We start from the raw sequence: 17,067 nt of genomic DNA, 5'->3' as shown, positions 1-17,067 counted from the left end.
AAATTTGAGCAAAATAAAAATATTGACTAATAATTAGACTGGTAGTATAATAAATGAAACTAAAGTATGAAAAGAGGTTTGAAAAATTGACTACAACAAGAAAAGAAAGACGGACTGAATTTAATAAAAGTAATATTATAGCTGCAGCAAAGAAGCAGTTTGATAAAAACGGAATTGCACAAACAACCGTTGATGATATTGCCAAAGAGGCAGATTATAGTAAAGCAACGCTCTATGCATATTTCAAAAGTAAAGAGGAAATTTACCATCATATTGTTTTTGAAAGCATGAAAGAATTAAAGAATCGAATCCAAAATATTACAGTATCTACGGAAAACTTTGAACACTGTTTTTATTCTTTGTGTAATACGTTAGCAGACTTTCATGATGAAAATCCACTTTATTTTGATAGTATTGTAGGGAAAATCAGTGTTAAAGAATCTGATTTTGAGGAGCAGCCAGTTCTTTTGGAAATTTATAATATTGGTGAGGAAATCAATTCAGAACTTGTATCGCTGCTTCAACGTGCTGAAAAAGATGGTATTTTACAATCCGGAATGGAACCTGTAACTACTGTTATGTCCTTGTGGGCAAGCCTATATGGGATTATTTTGTTGGCAAGTCGTAAAGAAGGATATATGGAAGAGAAACTAGGAATCACCAAGGAAACGTATATGAAAGCAGCATATCAAATGTTGTACAAATCAGTAATAAAGGAGTGAGCATGAGAGGATGAAGAAAAAAATGATATTTGGAATTTTAATTTTGGCAGCTATAGTAATAGCAGGAGTGATTATTTATGCAGCTAAATTAGGCAAAGAGGTAGAGATTAAGACTGATAAACGACTTTCAGGGGTTGATGAAGAGATACAGGAAGTATTATATTATGCATCTTTAGCACCGAATTCTCATAATGCACAGATGTGGAAGTTGCAATTACATCCAAGCATAAATGAATTATATATAGGACTGGATAATAAAAGATTACTTAAGGTAGTAGATGAAGAAAATCGGGAAGCTTATCTATCAATTGGCTGTTATATAGCGAATTTACAAGCTGCATTTAACGCATATGGTTTTGAAATGGAGCTATCAATATTTGAAAAACCGGATACAAATGGAAATATAGCAAAGGTTGTTTATAAAAAAACAAATAATACAGTTGATAAAAAAGTTCTTAATACGTTAGAAAAACGACATACGGATAAAACCGCTTATCAAGATAAAATATTATCTCAAAGTACAGTTGAGAGGTTAGAAGGGGAAGATACCGTATGCTTTCCAAAAGAAACAGAAGGCTTTGCATATTTGCAGAAAGAGACGCTGGAAGCAGTTACCAAGCAATCGGCTGAAGAAAGGTTTAGAGACGAATTAGCTGAATGGATGCGTTTCTCTGATAAAGAAGTCATAGAGAAACAGGATGGAATTTCAGCCGAGCAGATGGGGCTGAAAGGTATTGTGAAGACTTTATATTATTGGACGGCAGATAGACAAAGTGCAAAGGGAGATAAGTTTGCACAACAAGGAATAGATACGGCTAAAAAACAAGTTGAAAATTGTGCAGCATTTCTTGTTGTTACAGGAGAGGATAATATGATCGGCTGGATAAATGCCGGAATACATACAGAAAGACTGTGGATTAAATGTGTTGAGCTTGGGATTTCAGTACATCCAATGAGTGCAGTTTTGGAAACGTCTCCTTTTGCGGAAGCGTTACAAAAAGATTTAAATCTGAAAAAAACGGCACAGATGATTTTACGTGTAGGATATGTAAATGATTATGGGAAAAATACGGGGAACCGCCGTGATCTTAATACCTATATTACAACGAAATAATAAAATTTCCTTTTTTTAAAAAAACTCTTGACCCTCCCCTTAGGGGAGCATATAAATTATTGCTACAAGGAAGGAGAGAGGTAGATGTACCGTATTGGTGAATTTTCTAAAATGACGAAGACAACAATAAAAACACTACGTTATTATGATGAAGTGGGTCTGTTAAAACCTGCATTAGTAGATAGGGAGACGGGTTATCGGTTTTATACGACCAAACAGCTCCTATTGCTTCATAATATACGGGCTTATTGTCAGATAGGATTTTCCATTGATGAAATCCGATTATTACTGATGGGGAAAAATGTGAATGGAATTTTAGAAAAAAGAAAAAGTGAGTTGCAGGCCGAACTTGCTTGTGGTGCAGAACAGCTTTCCAGACTTGACTTTATATTACAGGGAAAAGAGGAGGAAATTTATATGGAATATCAAGCAATCATTAAAGAATTACCGGAGTGTATCGTTTACTCAAAAAAGATTACGGTTCCCAATTATGACGCTTATTTTGAAGTAATACCGGCTATTGGTCAAGAATGTATGAAAGCCAATCCCGATTTAAAATGCTCAAAACCGGAATACTGCTTCATCATTTATCTGGACGGAGAGTACAAAGAAAAAGACATTAATGTTGAGTTTTGCGAAGCTGTAGAAAAGATGGGGAATGATACCGGGAACATCAAATTTAAGAAGATAGAAAGTGTTCAAGCTGTTTCTGTAATGCATAAAGGTTCTTATGCGGCACTTTCTAAAGCCTATGCGTTCGCTTTTAAGTGGATTGAAGATAATGGTTATATAGTATCAGATAATCCTAGAGAGAGTTACATTGATGGGATATGGAATAAAGAATCAGAAGAAGATTGGTTAACAGAATTACAAATACCAATTGTAAAAAAATAGATTATAGTTTCAGACTATAATTGCAACAAATTCTTTATGCATCATATTATAAAAGTAAGGTATTTCTTTCATTGGAGGCAATTTATGTGTTCAGATAAGTTACTTTATAATATTAATGCGAATACAGTTAAACCGGGATTAGAATGTTCCTATATAAAGTTTGTAAAAGAGTTAAATTGTAATTTGCTAAAAAAATATAAAAAATATTATGCAGGTTTACAGCTTTATCAAAATAATTGTATTTGTAATGTATTTCATATTGTTGCAGCTTATTATGATGTTCCTGGGATATATAAGGAAGAAAAGATAATTACAGATTATATTAGTCATGTATATAAAGAAGTCTGGGGAAATTCTGTAGAACGTGTTTCTGTGTTTACTTTTGTATCATCTTCAAAAATATACGAATAATATTGTGAAATATGTAAGACCGTACAGGATTCGTAGTACGGTCTTATAGTTGTTTGAATTTCATAAGAATTTTTAATTTTTTGATTTTTTATTGATAGGTCGATAAATTTGTATTATTATACTAAAAGTGGACTTTAGTAAAATAAGTAGGAGTATAAAAGGGAATAAACTATACAATAAATATATATTGTTTAAAAGGGGTAGAGTATTATGCAGTCGGAAAAAAATAATATAAAATTTTATCAGAAGGATTCTGTAGAAATTATCGAAGGCGATGGGAACATAATGTTCCCATTTTATACGTATAATTGTTTTTTAATTGGTACAATTATACGTGGAAATGCCAGACTGGAGATGCGAAATAAAGAATATTTATTAGAACAGGGAATGGTATTTATAGTGCCTTCTAATGTAAAGATTGTTTTGAAATATGTTTCTAAATTTTCATATATCGGAATTTGCATAAAAGACCAATTGGCTTATAGGATGAACGATTATTGTATCAATAGATATGTACTTAAAAATATTGGAGGCTCTATTGAAAAACTGTGTGAGGATTATAAAGAACATGAAGATCAAGAACAATTTTTTGAATCAATTTTAGGCATTTTAAAATTAAAAATAGATTTCAGATCTAAAGTCAGGATACCAAGACACAATTTAATTGTTGATAGAGCAATTGAATATATTAACGCTCATGTTTATGAAAAATGTAGTATTGAAAAGATTGCAAAGGAGTTATTTGTATCTAAATATTATTTTTGTCGATTATTTAAAAAGGAGATGGGGATAACACCTAAACAGTATATGATGCAAAAGAAATTGTGTATAATAAAAAGAAAAATTTGGGAGGATGAGTCTGAAACTAAGATAGCAGAGGACCTTGAATTTGCGGCACAAAGTCATATGTGCAGTTTATTTAAAAAGTATATGGGATTATCAATCAGAGAATATAAAAATAATTTGACGATAAAGTGAGCAATTTTTTTAAAGTTTCATTTCCAGATAGTGCTAAAATTAAATTATATCTGTTGGATATACAAAAGAGACATAAGAGAATAATTAACTAAAGGAGAGAAATGAAATGAAAGTAAGAAAGTATTGTGCGATTTTAATGGTGATGATTATGGCTATTTCTATGTGTGCATGTGGAAAAACACAAAAAGTGGAAGCGGTATTTAAAGATCAGACTACAGATAATGCGGCAGATGCTTTAAATATTTTAAAACAGGGCAACAAACGTTATATAGAAGGTAAAATGGAAAATTTTGATTTAGGAGATACGAAAAGAAAAGAATTAGTAAAAGGTCAAAAACCATTTGCGGTAGTAATTACCTGTTCTGATTCACGAGTTGTGCCTGAATATATTTTTGATCAGGGATTAGGTGATCTATTTGTGATTCGTGTAGCAGGAAATGTAATTGATACAGATGAAATGGCAAGTATTGAGTATGGCGTTGAACATGCAGGAGCAAAATTAGTTGTTTTGTTAGGACATGAAAATTGTGGTGCAATTACTGCAGCAGTAGAAGCGAAGGAGCAGCCTTCTAAACAGGATACTAAGTCAATTCATGAACTTTTGACCAAAATAAATCCTTCTGTAGAAAAAGCCGAAGCACTTAATTTAAAAGATAAAGACAGCCTGATTGATAAAGCAATTGATTTTAATATAGAAGCGGGAGTAAAAGAACTGAAAGAATCCAGTGAGATTCTAAAAAAGGGGATAGAAGATAAAGATGTACAAGTGATTGGAGCCAAATACATATTAGATTCAGGGGAAGTAACCTGGTTTGAATAATATTAGGGAGTATAATATTAATAAATAAGGAGGGACATCTTGATATGTATTATTCAGATTTTTGTGCAGTAGAGTACATTGAGAATGAGAATGTAGTTTTATTATCTTGGAAAAAAGCTTGTAGCGGTGAACAATTCAGAGAACCCGAAAAATATTCTTTGGAACTATTAGAGCATTATCAAGGAAGTAGCCTTATTATAGATGTAAGAAATGGCTTCGAAGAAGATAAAGAAGATATCGAATGGGAAGTTTCTGAATTTATACCGAAAATGAGTCAAACGGATTGTAAATATGTAATTTTTATTGAAAATAAAGAGAAAGAAATTAAGAATATTGTAAAGAAATGGAGAAAAGAATTTGAAAATAACTTTACAGTTCTTAAAACATTATCCATTCAGAATGCACTTCATGAGTTGAACAAAAGGCGTAAGATGCTCACATTAAATATTATTTTCGAAATGAAGGCAAGTTTAAGAAAAGAGTTTTATAAGAAACTAATTGAGCAAGGAATCGTTGAAAAGTCTCGGAAAGAAGCAGGAAATATTAAGTACGAGTATTATTGCGCAGTCGAAGATCATAGAAAAATCTTACTGATCGAAACTTGGGAAAACTCTATTGCATTGGAAAAACATTTAAAAACAGATCATTATCAATTATTTAAAAAATTGAAGGCGGAATATGTTAAAGAAACTAGAATAGAAAAACATTATTTAGATGAAAAAACTATACTCATAAATTGAGGTAGTTTTTTTATTTGCAAGGATAAAGTGAAATAGAATATTTTAGTAAAAAACACAAAAGCATCACACAGCATTCATGAACCTATTTTAATATTAAAAACGAAATAGGTAATAGAGATATAGAAAGGAGTAAATTAAGTGAAGAAAACTAAAAAATTCATTGTGTTTTTGATTGTAAATTCTTTTATAATAATTATGGTAGTGGGATGCTCTGATGCGACCAAGGATAGTAGTTCCAATGAGAATATAAAAAAAGAAGATACAGCAAAAGAAGAAATAGGTACTGAAAATCAAACAAAAGATGAAATATCTATGGAGAAGGGAAATGGTGTATCTGGACAGGTTACAAAAGTAGATGGAAAAGAAATTACCCTTGCAGTAAACAAAATGGGTGCACCTCCTCAAAATGAAAAAAGGAAAGGTGAAGAACCAGATTCTAAAGATGTTCCTAAAGATGATCAAGAGAAACCATCGAAGGATGAAATGCCTGAGATGAAAACGGAGGAACAAGTGATTACGATTGAAGATGAAAGTATTATATACGTAAAAGATGGTGAGACAGAGTCGAAAGGCAGTCTTGAAGACATAGAAGTAGGTAAAATTTTGAAGATTACCTATACAAAAAAGGATGATGTCATTCAAGAAATGGAAAAAATAATTGTAATGTCTCAAACGTCAAAAGATAAGAATCAAGAGGAACAAAATCCGTCGGATAAGCAACCGGAAACGAATCAAAATAATATATAAAAGTTTTAAGCATTGCAAGAAGTACTCTGACCTATTAGTAAAATAGGGTTTGGTCAGAGTTTTTCTGGCAGTCTGATTTTCTTATTAGTAAAAATTAAAGGATTCACCTTCAAAGGTACAGAATAATTGATAGTTTCTACTTTAATGATAAAAATTTCATAGATAATTCTTCTCTTAATCCTGGAACATCAGTAGTTCCTTTCTCTTTGGATATTCTATAAAATTCACATTTATAATTGATACGGGCAAGTGCTTTTTGCAATTCTTCGATTTGTTTCTCGGTCTTTTCTTTTTGCATAAGAAACAATTCGTAGCGCTTTTCTATAGTTGAATCGCCTTCTTCACACCATTCAAAAAATGTCTTAATATCTTTCAGCAGCATTCCTGTAGTTTTCAAGCATTCTATCATTTTTAAGCATTCTATGTCAGTTTCGTTAAATGCACGGATATTTCCTGGGGTTCTGTTTACTAAGGGAAGCAGCCCTTCTTTGTCATAGTATCGCAGCGTTGAAATTGATATGTTTAACATTTCTGATATTTCTCCAATTGAATATGTCATGATAACCTCCGAAAAAATAAATAGTTATTGACCTAAAGTTAGGTTTAGGTTGTATGATGTTAATATCATACAACAATCAATCATTTCTATCAAGTTATAGATGTGACTTTTTGTGTATGAAGATATCTTTGAAACAGAAAATTTTACAAATTATTTATGAAAGGATGAGAAAAATGGAATATGTTCAATTGGGAAGTTCAGGGATAAGAGTATCCCGGTTATGTGTAGGATGCATGAGCTTTGGTGATCCCGCTAGTAAAATGCACGCTTGGACATTAGATCCGACAGAAAGTGAAGCGATTATTAAGAATGCCTTAAATCTTGGAATTAACTTCTTTGATACGGCAAACTGCTATTCTGCCGGAACAAGTGAGGAATATTTAGGAAGAGTAATTAAAAACAATGTTTCTCGTGAAAAAGTAGTATTAGCAACTAAGGTATATTTTAATGAAGGCAACCTTTCAAAGGAGGCAGTACCAAGAGAGCTTGACGGGTCCTTAAAAAGGTTGGGGACAGATTATGTGGATTTATTAATTATTCACCGATTTGATTATCAAACACCAGTTGAGGAGACTATGGAGGCTCTTCATAAAGTAGTTCTGTCTGGAAAGGTTCGTGCAATTGGTGCATCGGCTATGTATGGTTATCAGTTCGCTAAACTTCAGAATGCTGCTGAAAAGAATGGATGGACAAAGTTTGTGTCCATGCAGAATCATTATAACCTTTTGTATCGAGAGGATGAAAAAGAATTGATTCCGATTTGTAAGGAACAGGGTGTTGTTTTAACACCGTATAGTCCTCTTGCAGCCGGAAGATTATCCAGACCTTGGTCAGCTGATACATTGCGTAGTCAGACAGATGTTGTTGCAATTGATAAATATGACAGTATGAAGGATTCTGATTTAAAAATCGTAAAAAGAGTATCAGAATTATCAGAAAAGCGTAATTGTACAATGACGCAGATTGCATTGGCATGGCAGTTTGCAAAAGGAGTAACTTCTCCTCTTATTGGAGCAACGAAAGCAGAGTATTTTGATGATGCAGCCGGCAGTCTTGATATGATACTGAGTAAGGAGGAGGTAGAATATTTGGAAGAATTATATCTGCCTCATAAAATTGTAGGAGCTCTTTAAATTTGCACATATTGCGTAATAAACTTTAATAGTCGGAAGAATATAATTTCTAATTAATAAAGGAGGCTTATTTGTAAGATGGAAGAATTTCAAAAAATTATTAATAATTTTAAAGAAAATGAAGTGTCAAAATATGGCAGTTTAAACAGAGAAATAAAAGCAATGATTTCTATTGTAGTCCTAACAACGCTTGGAACGGTAAAAGAAATTAAGAAAGAAGTGAAAACATCTTTAGAAGCAGGTGTATTACCTGAACTTTTAAGTGAGTCGGCAATACAGTGCACCCCTTATGTTGGTTACTCAAAGGTGGAAGAAGCTTTAGAAGTGATATATGTAACACTAAAAGAAAATGGTGTAGAGCTTCCGCTTAAAAAGCAATCTAAAACAGTTGGTGAAAAGCGTTTTATAAAAGGCTTATCGGTTCAACAGAGTATTTTTGGAAAAGATAGAATTAAAAACATGAGAATTTCTGAACCTGATGATTTAATGCATATTAAAGATTACTTATCTGCTTACTGCTTTGGAGATTTTTATACAAGGGGAATAGTTGCCTTAAATGTCCGAGAACTCCTGACATTTTGTTGTCTGGCAACCCTTGGGGGCTGTGAACCTCAGTTAAAAGCACATATAGCAGGAAACTTAAATGTTGGTAATAGGCGAGACGAACTTTTATCTGCTATCACTTGGTGTATTCCTTATATCGGTTTTCCAAGGACTTTAAATACGATAAATTGTATTAATGAAATTGCAGAAAAATAATATGATATGACAAATTCTCCCATCAAGTGCAGATACAGATAGTTTATTGAATAGGTTAGTCGTTGATGTTTTATAATAATTATATATTTTATAAAGGGGGATATTCTATTGTTATTGTTTCAACATATTGAGGAGGTAACACACCAGTATACAGATGCAAGGAAGGCAATTGGTGAATTTATACTAAATGAAAAAAGCAATATTAAAAAATATTCAATGCAGGAAATTGCAGAAAAAACATATACTTCAAAATCTACATTAGTACGTTTTGCAAAGATACTTGGGTTTTCCGGATGGAAAGAGTTTTTGCAAGTTTTTTTAGATGAATTACATTATGAAGAGACTCACTATACAGATATTGACCCTAATATCCCATTTTTAGAGGGAGATAAAACGAAAGATCTTGTATATAAAATGTGTAATCTTCAAATTGAAAGCATTTTAGATACGGCTGACCAGCTTGATATTGGTCAGGTGGAAAAAGCGGTTGGATTAATACAGAAATCTCATAATATATCAATATTTGGTCATTCGCCTAATATATATGTTGGAAATCTTTTTAAAAGGAAAATGTATACAATAGGGCGTCAGGTTCTTATTAGTGATGGAGATCAAGGTTTATTGATGCATACATTAAAGTCCAATGATTGCGCGATAGTGATATCGTATTCAGGTAATAATCCTAATCGTATTCCTTTGCGATTTATTCCGGTTTTAAAACAAAACCATGTACCTGTCATTGCGATTACAGGATTAGGGGATAGTTATCTTAGAGAACATGCAGATTGCGTGTTATCCATGTCTTCCAGAGAAAAACTTTATAGCAAAGTAGCTACTTTTGCTACGGAAGAATCCATTATATATATACTAAATGTTTTGTTTTCCTGTTGTTTCAATATGAATTATCAAAAAAATATGGAGTATAAGCTTGATGTTTCAAGATATTTAGAGAAGGAAGAACGATTTTCACTTTATACAAATATGAGAGAAGATAAAGAATCTCAAATATGGTCACATGAGGAAGAATTTAATTAAAAAATATTTTATGCCAGGATTATAATGAACGCTGAGATTGTTTCTGTAATTCTGGCTTTTTAAATATATTTTCATATTCTATGAAACGGTATTTCATGAAATAAAGAATTTATTATAATAGTATGAAATAACACGGCACAAAAACTATCGCCTTACTTTGTGCATAATGCTATAATTTATTTGTAAATAAGAAGCATAATTAGTACAGGTGCACATGTACTGATTCGCTTATAAGACAGAATTATGGGATGATGGTTAAAATACGGTAATTATTTTAGATTTTTTATAAGGAGAAAACCTATGAGTAAAGAATATGAAAATTTAGCTAGTAAAATATTGGGGTATGTTGGCGGAGCAGAAAATGTTGAGGGAGTTTATCATTGCCAAACAAGACTGCGTTTTAAATTAATTGAAGAAAGTAAAGTAAATAGAAAAGCATTAGAAAATTTAGACGGTGTTTCAAAAACTCTTACTAGTGGAGGGGTATTTCAAATAGTAATTGGAATGCATGTAAAGAATGTTTTTGAAGAAATTGAAAAATATGTACAGAATAAAAACGAAAATCGAGAAGTAAAAGAAACTAAAAATAATAAAAAAAGAAATGTAGCAGGAGTCGTTATTGATTTTGTGGCGGGAACTTTTCAACCTATAATTCCTGCATTATCTGGAGCAGGTATGGTAAAAGCACTGCTTGCGTTATTAGTTGTATTCAATTTGATAACCAAAACTTCACAGACTTATATTATTTTAAATTTTTTTGCTGATGCGGTATTCTACTTCTTACCTATTCTTTTAGCTTTTTCAGAAGCACAAAAGTTAAAATGTAATCCGATCTTAGCTGCAGCAGTGGCTGGAATTATGATGCACCCGGGATGGACAGAATTGGTAACGGCAGGAGATGCAGTACATTTGTTTGAAGTAATTCCTTTTACACTTACTACTTATGCATCTACTGTGATTCCAATTATACTTGTAGTATTAGTGCAGTCATATGTTGAGAAGTGGTTTGATAAATTAATACCACAATCAGTAAAACTTGTATTTGTACCAATGTTAACATTTTTGGTTATGGGAACATTAGCGTTGTCTGTTCTTGGCCCTATTGGAAGTATAATCGGAAAATATTTAGCGGTTTTCTTTACTTTTTTAAGTACAAATGCAAGCTGGGCACCTGCTGTCTTGATTGGTGGTTTCTTGCCAATTATGGTTATGTTTGGATTGCATAATGGTGTTGCACCACTAGGAGTTATGCAGATGGCTAATTTAGGATATGACAGTATATTTGGACCAGGATGTGTTTGTTCTAATATTGCACAGGGAACTGCTGCGTTTGTAGTTAGTATTAGAACAAAAGATAAAAAGACGAAACAGATTGCGACATCTGCAGGTATAACCGGTCTAATGGGGATTACTGAGCCTGCTTTATATGGAGTAAATCTTCCGAAAAAATATCCTTTGATTGCATCAATGATTGGTGGTGCTAGTGGTGGAATTTTTGCCGGATTAACACATACACATCGTTTTGCAACTGGTTCATCCGGCTTGCCGGCAGTGTTACTTTATATTGGTGATAATACCATGCAGTTTTTTTATAATATTTTAATTGCTTTGGTGATAACGGTTGTTGTAACAGCGATACTTACTTATATCTTATCTTTAAAATATGAAAATAGAACGAATGAAAAAAATGAAGAAATTATTAGTAAAAGCATTGAATTGGAAAAGGGGGATGTTTTTGCTCCTGCTGAAGGAAATGTAATTCCTTTAACAGATATTTGTGATGGGGTGTTTTCAGATGGTGTTTTAGGACAGGGTTGTGGTATTGAACCGATAGATGGGCATGTATATGCTCCATTTAATGGAAGGGTTGTTCAGGTATCTGATACCAAACATGCAGTTGGTTTAGTCAGTGACGATGGCGTTGAAATACTTATTCATGTTGGAATTGATACGGTAGAGTTAAATGGGGATGGATTTATAACATATGTAAATGTTGGAGATAAAGTAAGTCTTGGACAACGTCTGATTGATTTTGATATAGAAAAGATTTCAAAACTGAAACGTACAGTAATAGCAGTTATAGTTACAAATAGTGATGATTTTGAAAAAATGGAATTATTAAAAACAGGTAAGTCTTGTAAAGAAGATAGGATTATAAAATTAATATAATTTTCTGTGTTTTGAGAATTCTTGAACACTAAAAAAGAGTGAGGATAATATAATGAATAAAAAATTAACAAGTGGATTCTTATGGGGAGGTGCAACTGCTGCTAATCAATGTGAAGGTGCTTGGCAAGAGGGCGGTAAAGGGATTGGATTGATTGATATTGTACCGTATGGACCTGATCGTATGCCTGTAGCAAAAGGAAAAAAGGTTATGTTGGATATTGATGATAAACATCAATATCCGAGTCATGAAGCAATTGATTTTTTTCATCATTTCAAAGAAGACATTGCAATGTTTGCAGAAATGGGTTTTAAATGTTATCGAATGTCTTTAAGTTGGACACGAATTTTTCCAAACGGAGATGAAGATTTGCCAAATGAACAAGGATTGGCTTTTTATGATCAAGTGTTTGATGAATGTTTGAAATATGAAATTGAGCCATTAGTAACGGTATGTCATTTTGATCTGCCTGTGCATCTCATAAAAAAATTTGGTGCTTGGAAAAATCGCAGTATGATTGACTATTATATAAAATTTTGCAAGACAATATTTAAACGTTATAAAAATAAGGTGAAGTATTGGATTACTTTTAATGAGATCAATATGTTGAATCATTTACCATTTACAAGTTGTGGTCTTGTTTTAGAAAATAATGAGGATGAGAAACATGCAAAATATCTTTGTGCACATCATGAGCTGATTGCCAGTGCAAAAGCTGTGAAACTGGCACATGAAATTATGCCTGATTGTATGGTTGGCTGTATGTTGGCTGGCGGTAGTTTTTATCCATATACTTGTGCACCGGCAGATGTGTGGCAGGCAAAGCAGACAGAACGTGGGAACTACTTTTTTATCGATGTACAAAGCAGAGGAGAATATCCTAATTATGCATTAAAATGGCTTGAGAAGGATGGGATTGAACTTGACTGGCAAGCAAATGATAAAGAAATTCTTAAAGAGGGTACTGTAGATTTTATTGGTTTCAGCTATTATTGCAGTCGTTGTGATACAGCAGATTCCGAAATAACATTAAATCGTATGGCTGCAAATGCATTTCGTACAGTTAGAAATCCATATTTAAAAGCTAGTGAATGGGGATGGCAGATTGACCCGTTAGGTTTGCGAATTACTCTAAATGATTTATATGACCGTTATCAAAAGCCCCTGTTTATCGTTGAAAATGGTTTGGGTGCGAAGGATACGATAACGAAAGATGGAAGTATCGAGGATGATTATCGTATTTCGTATATGAAAGAGCATATAAAAAGTATGATTGATGCAGTGGTTGAAGATGGTGTGCCGTTAATGGGATATACTATGTGGAGTCCTATAGATTTGGTAAGTGCTTCAACTGGAGAAATGAGTAAACGATATGGTGTGATTTATGTAGATAAAGATGATTCAGGAAAAGGAACATTAATACGTAAAAGAAAAAAGAGTTTTTATTGGTATAAAAAAGTAATTGAAACAAATGGAGAGGTGTTAGACTAGTTGGAGAGAGCAGGAGGCTAATCATAAATAAATGATTAACCTCCTGCTTGATTCCATAAGGTGGCTCAGCTATCTTTTTGATTCAATTCATTTCGAACAATCTCCGTTGCTTCAACCAGATTTTTAAGGCTTGCAGCCGCCTCTTCTAACCCTCGTGTTTTAAGTCCGCAGTCAGGATTTACCCAAAGTTTTTCTACATTTATTTTTTGAATCATTTTTCGGATAATTTTTGTGATTTCATCAACAGAAGGAATTCTGGGAGAGTGAATATCATATACACCCGGGCCGACTTCTGTTTCAAAGGCAGTTGCTTGTAAAGTATCCAAGATAATCAGTTTAGAACGGGCTGCTTCAAAAGTAATAACGTCAGCATCCATGCAATCAATTTCTTTTATAATATCATCAAATTCACTGTAACACATATGTGTATGGATTTGGGTCTCGGCCTTCACTTTGCTATGGCATAATCGAAAAGCATTTATAGCCCAGTCAAGGTATTCGCTATGCCACTCCGATTTTCTGAGCGGCAGTTTTTCTCTTAGGGCGGCTTCGTCAATTTGGATGATTTGAATTCCTGCTGCCTCTAAATCAAGTACTTCATCCCGAATTGCTAATCCTATTTGAAAAGCCATTTCTTTTAGTGTAATATCTTCTCTCGGAAAAGACCAATTCAGGATAGTAACAGGTCCTGTCAGCATTCCTTTTACTGGTTTTTTGGTAAGTTTGTCAGCATATGCAGAATATTTTACGGTGATAGGTTTTTCCCTCTTAATATCTCCGAAGATAATAGGAGGTTTTACACAACGGGTGCCATATGATTGAACCCATGCAAAGTCAGTGAACGCATATCCTTCTAGGTTTTCACCAAAAAATTCTACCATATCGTTCCGTTCATATTCGCCGTGAACCAAAATGTCAAGACCGATATCCTCCTGTATTTTGATACAATCCTTTATAAAGCTAAAGATAGTTTCCTCATATTCGGCCAGGGAAATATCACCTTTTTTATAATTTTTTCGAATCTGCTTAACTTCCTTTATTTGTGGAAAAGAACCTATAGTTGTGGTGGCAAGCTGCGGAATTCCTATTTTTTTTCTTTGAAGAATTTGTCTTTCTGCACGAATCGGATTACGACTAAAGTCATCTTCATTAAGGAGTGAGACTCTTTTTCGTACGTCCTCATTCAATCTCTTTTGATTTGAACACACTTGTTTGTTTATATTCTCGATACTGTCTATTTGATCGGCAAGTTGGGATAATTCTTGTAATTCATATAACTTCTCTTCTGCAAATGAAAAATGTTCCAGGATATCGTCAGCAAGTTTATTTTCACTTTTTATGGAGTAGGGAACATGAAGTAAAGAGCAAGATGTGCTGATTACAATGTCATCTGTAAATTTTTTCAGTTCACAAATCAAAGTAAGAGTTTTAGGATAATCACATTTCCAGATATTTTTTCCATTAATAACACCTGCAAATAAAGTTTTGTTTTCAGGGAATCCATATTGTTCAAAGAGAGATAATGATTTCCTGCCCTCAATAAAATCAATTCCTATCCCATCAAATGGCATTGAGATAAGTTCTTTATAACAATCTCGAATATCGCCAAAATATGTTTGTAACAGTACTTTAAGGTTTGACTTTTCGATAAGGACTTTTTCATAAATTCTTTGGAATAAATGAACGGATTCATTATCTAAATCCATCACCAAAGACGGCTCATCAAATTGAATCCATTCCATACCTTTTTCTTCACATTGGTGAATCAACTGACAGAATGCTGTTATTATTTCATTGACATATTCTTCTCTTGTTTTGTTTCCTTTTATGGATGCCAGTTGAAGGAAGGTATAAGGTCCGATTATAACAGGTCGTGTCTTGATTCCTGCCTTTACGGCTTCCTGATATTCTGAAAATAATTTTGTAGTATTTAATTTTATTTCAGTATCGTCATATAATTCAGGAACAAGATAATGATAATTTGTATTAAACCATTTTTTCATAGCCAATGCTTCTACGTCTCCCTTGTCACCTTGATATCCTCTGGCCATCGCAAAATAGGTATCAAGTTCACTCAAGTGCAGGTCTTTGTATTTTTTAGGAATTGCATTTAGCATAACAGACAGATCTAACATTCCATCATATAACGAAAAATCGTTACTGGGAATTAAACTCACCCTTAGATTTTTCATGACTTTCCATTGTTCCATTCGAATGTCTTGCGCTGTAGCCCTTAAACTTTTTTCTGTTATATTTTTTTTCCAATAATTTTCAACAGCAAATTTTAATTCACGCATTTTGCCAATACGGGGATAACCGATAAATGTTGTTTGCATAGATACTTATGCCTCCTTTTTATACTCTAATTTCATTATAAATAGTAAAAAAAGAATTGCATAATACGAATAAATAGAAGTTTGCCATAGTTTTAAGCTATAGGAATATGCCTTTTCAGGGCATCCAGATAGGCAATTCCATATCTGCTGAGTGTCAGGTTTTTCTGTATAATTACTCCGATTCGGATTGTTTCGTCAACTTTTAACGGTTTGGCAATAATATCTTCTCCATTAAGTTCCTTGCTGATTACTCCGGTACTAATTGTATACCCGTTTAAACCAATGACGAGATTAAAGAGAGTCGCTCTGTCTCTGACCTTTATGTTTTTGTTACGTTCTAAAGAACTTAAAATTTCTTCTGAATAGTAAAAAGAGTTGTAATCTCCCTGTTCAAAAGAGAGATAAGGATAGTCCTTTAATTGTTCTAATGTGATGTTCTCAAATTTAGCTAATGGATGTCTGGAACGGATGAATACATGTGGTTTAGCAACAAATAATTCTTGAAATTTAAGATCATTCTGCTTTAACATTTTCAAGATGATATCTTCATTTGTACTACATGTATACAGAATTCCAAGTTCACTTTTCAATAAACTGACATCTTGAATGATTTCAAATGTTTGTGTTTCTCTTAAAGTAAAATCATACTGTTCTTCGCCATACATTTTGATGACATCTACGAAGGCATTGACAGCAAAAGAATAATGCTGGGTAGATACAGAAAATCTTTTTCGATGCTTTTTACTAACCTTATACTTATCTTCAAGAAGTTCTGATTGCTCCAAAATCTGTCTGGCATATCCTAAAAATTCATCTCCTTCATTTGAGATAACGATACCTTTATTTGTGCGGGAAAAAATATTTATATTCATTTCCTGCTCCAATTCTTTAATGGAATTTGTAAGGCTTGGCTGAGAAATAAACAAAGATTTTGCGGCTTCACTTATGGTACCTTTTTCCGCCACGGTTACTACATATTTTAATTGTTGTAATGTCAAGTGAATCACTTCTTTCTAAATATAACATTATTTTATATTATGTATTGCAATGATCATAACTGTTTGATTTAAAGTATACCGCAAGTGTAACAAAGTAATCAATGGGAGAAAGGAATAAATCGACTTATTAGTAAAAGACAGGATGATTGAAAGGCTATAGAGG

16 protein-coding genes are annotated in these 17,067 nt (G+C 32.9%); 13 read left to right on the top strand and 3 right to left on the bottom strand.

Annotation, left to right across the window (positions count from 1 at the left end; genetic code table 11):
• Positions 1-53 precede the first annotated feature (53 nt).
• The 8 genes from DWV06_RS05550 to DWV06_RS05515 all read left to right on the top strand — a co-directional run bounded on the left by DWV06_RS05550 (position 54) and on the right by DWV06_RS05515 (position 6,426).
• Entirely contained in the window at positions 54-722 is a 669-nt protein-coding gene (locus DWV06_RS05550; RefSeq protein ID WP_115481190.1) for a TetR/AcrR family transcriptional regulator, read from the top strand.
• A 10-nt stretch (positions 723-732) separates the two neighbouring features.
• Positions 733-1,836 carry an Acg family FMN-binding oxidoreductase gene (locus DWV06_RS05545; RefSeq protein ID WP_115481189.1) on the top strand — a complete coding sequence of 368 codons (1,104 nt, stop codon included), beginning with the start codon at positions 733-735 and terminating at the stop codon, positions 1,834-1,836.
• Between the two features lie 84 nt (positions 1,837-1,920).
• The gene (locus DWV06_RS05540) at positions 1,921-2,730 is read left to right on the top strand and encodes a MerR family transcriptional regulator (RefSeq protein WP_115481188.1); all 810 of its coding nucleotides are present in this window, start codon (positions 1,921-1,923) and stop codon (positions 2,728-2,730) included.
• Positions 2,731-2,814: 84 nt separating this feature from the next.
• Positions 2,815-3,141, top strand: a complete 327-nt coding sequence (locus DWV06_RS05535; RefSeq protein WP_115481187.1) for a hypothetical protein — start codon at positions 2,815-2,817, stop codon at positions 3,139-3,141.
• 210 nt (positions 3,142-3,351) lie between these two features.
• Entirely contained in the window at positions 3,352-4,119 is a 768-nt protein-coding gene (locus DWV06_RS05530; protein ID WP_115481186.1) for an AraC family transcriptional regulator, read from the top strand.
• 106 nt (positions 4,120-4,225) lie between these two features.
• A complete protein-coding gene (locus DWV06_RS05525; RefSeq protein ID WP_115481185.1) occupies positions 4,226-4,939 on the top strand; it encodes a carbonic anhydrase in 714 nt (237 codons plus the stop codon).
• Between the two features lie 44 nt (positions 4,940-4,983).
• Complete coding sequence (locus DWV06_RS05520) at positions 4,984-5,679, top strand: putative quinol monooxygenase (RefSeq protein ID WP_115481184.1); 696 nt, start codon at positions 4,984-4,986, stop codon at positions 5,677-5,679.
• 138 nt (positions 5,680-5,817) lie between these two features.
• Complete coding sequence (locus tag DWV06_RS05515; RefSeq protein ID WP_115481183.1) at positions 5,818-6,426, top strand: hypothetical protein; 609 nt, start codon at positions 5,818-5,820, stop codon at positions 6,424-6,426.
• A 136-nt stretch (positions 6,427-6,562) separates the two neighbouring features.
• On the opposite strand, the gene DWV06_RS05510 is transcribed toward DWV06_RS05515, so the two are convergent.
• On the bottom strand, positions 6,563-6,985 hold the full coding sequence (locus DWV06_RS05510) for a MerR family transcriptional regulator (RefSeq protein ID WP_115481182.1): 423 nt from the start codon (positions 6,983-6,985) through the stop codon (positions 6,563-6,565).
• Positions 6,986-7,158: 173 nt separating this feature from the next.
• On the opposite strand from DWV06_RS05510, the gene DWV06_RS05505 reads away from it, so the two are divergent.
• The 5 genes from DWV06_RS05505 (at position 7,159) to DWV06_RS05485 (ending at position 13,570) form a co-directional block, all read left to right on the top strand.
• Complete coding sequence (locus DWV06_RS05505) at positions 7,159-8,118, top strand: aldo/keto reductase (RefSeq protein ID WP_115481181.1); 960 nt, start codon at positions 7,159-7,161, stop codon at positions 8,116-8,118.
• A 78-nt stretch (positions 8,119-8,196) separates the two neighbouring features.
• Positions 8,197-8,877, top strand: coding sequence for a carboxymuconolactone decarboxylase family protein (locus tag DWV06_RS05500; RefSeq protein WP_115481180.1), 681 nt, complete (start codon positions 8,197-8,199; stop codon positions 8,875-8,877).
• Positions 8,878-8,985: 108 nt separating this feature from the next.
• Positions 8,986-9,912: a MurR/RpiR family transcriptional regulator gene (locus tag DWV06_RS05495; RefSeq protein WP_115481179.1), complete on the top strand. Its 927-nt coding sequence runs from the start codon at positions 8,986-8,988 to the stop codon at positions 9,910-9,912.
• Between the two features lie 300 nt (positions 9,913-10,212).
• The gene (locus tag DWV06_RS05490; RefSeq protein WP_115481178.1) at positions 10,213-12,081 is read left to right on the top strand and encodes a beta-glucoside-specific PTS transporter subunit IIABC; all 1,869 of its coding nucleotides are present in this window, start codon (positions 10,213-10,215) and stop codon (positions 12,079-12,081) included.
• A 52-nt stretch (positions 12,082-12,133) separates the two neighbouring features.
• Positions 12,134-13,570 (top strand): 6-phospho-beta-glucosidase, encoded by a 1,437-nt coding sequence (locus tag DWV06_RS05485; protein ID WP_115481177.1) that lies wholly within the window; start codon positions 12,134-12,136, stop codon positions 13,568-13,570.
• 65 nt (positions 13,571-13,635) lie between these two features.
• Here the strand turns inward: DWV06_RS05485 and metE are convergent, their stop codons facing one another.
• Positions 13,636-15,906 (bottom strand): 5-methyltetrahydropteroyltriglutamate--homocysteine S-methyltransferase, encoded by a 2,271-nt coding sequence (gene metE / locus DWV06_RS05480; protein WP_115481176.1) that lies wholly within the window; start codon positions 15,904-15,906, stop codon positions 13,636-13,638.
• 92 nt (positions 15,907-15,998) lie between these two features.
• Positions 15,999-16,904 carry a LysR family transcriptional regulator gene (locus tag DWV06_RS05475; protein WP_115481175.1) on the bottom strand — a complete coding sequence of 302 codons (906 nt, stop codon included), beginning with the start codon at positions 16,902-16,904 and terminating at the stop codon, positions 15,999-16,001.
• Positions 16,905-17,067: the final 163 nt, after the last annotated feature.

This window comes from Anaerosacchariphilus polymeriproducens, assembly GCF_003363435.1.
GTDB lineage: Bacteria > Bacillota > Clostridia > Lachnospirales > Lachnospiraceae > Anaerosacchariphilus > Anaerosacchariphilus polymeriproducens.
The sequence above is the reverse complement of the archived record's forward strand: the minus strand, read 5'-3'. Positions and strand labels throughout refer to the sequence as shown.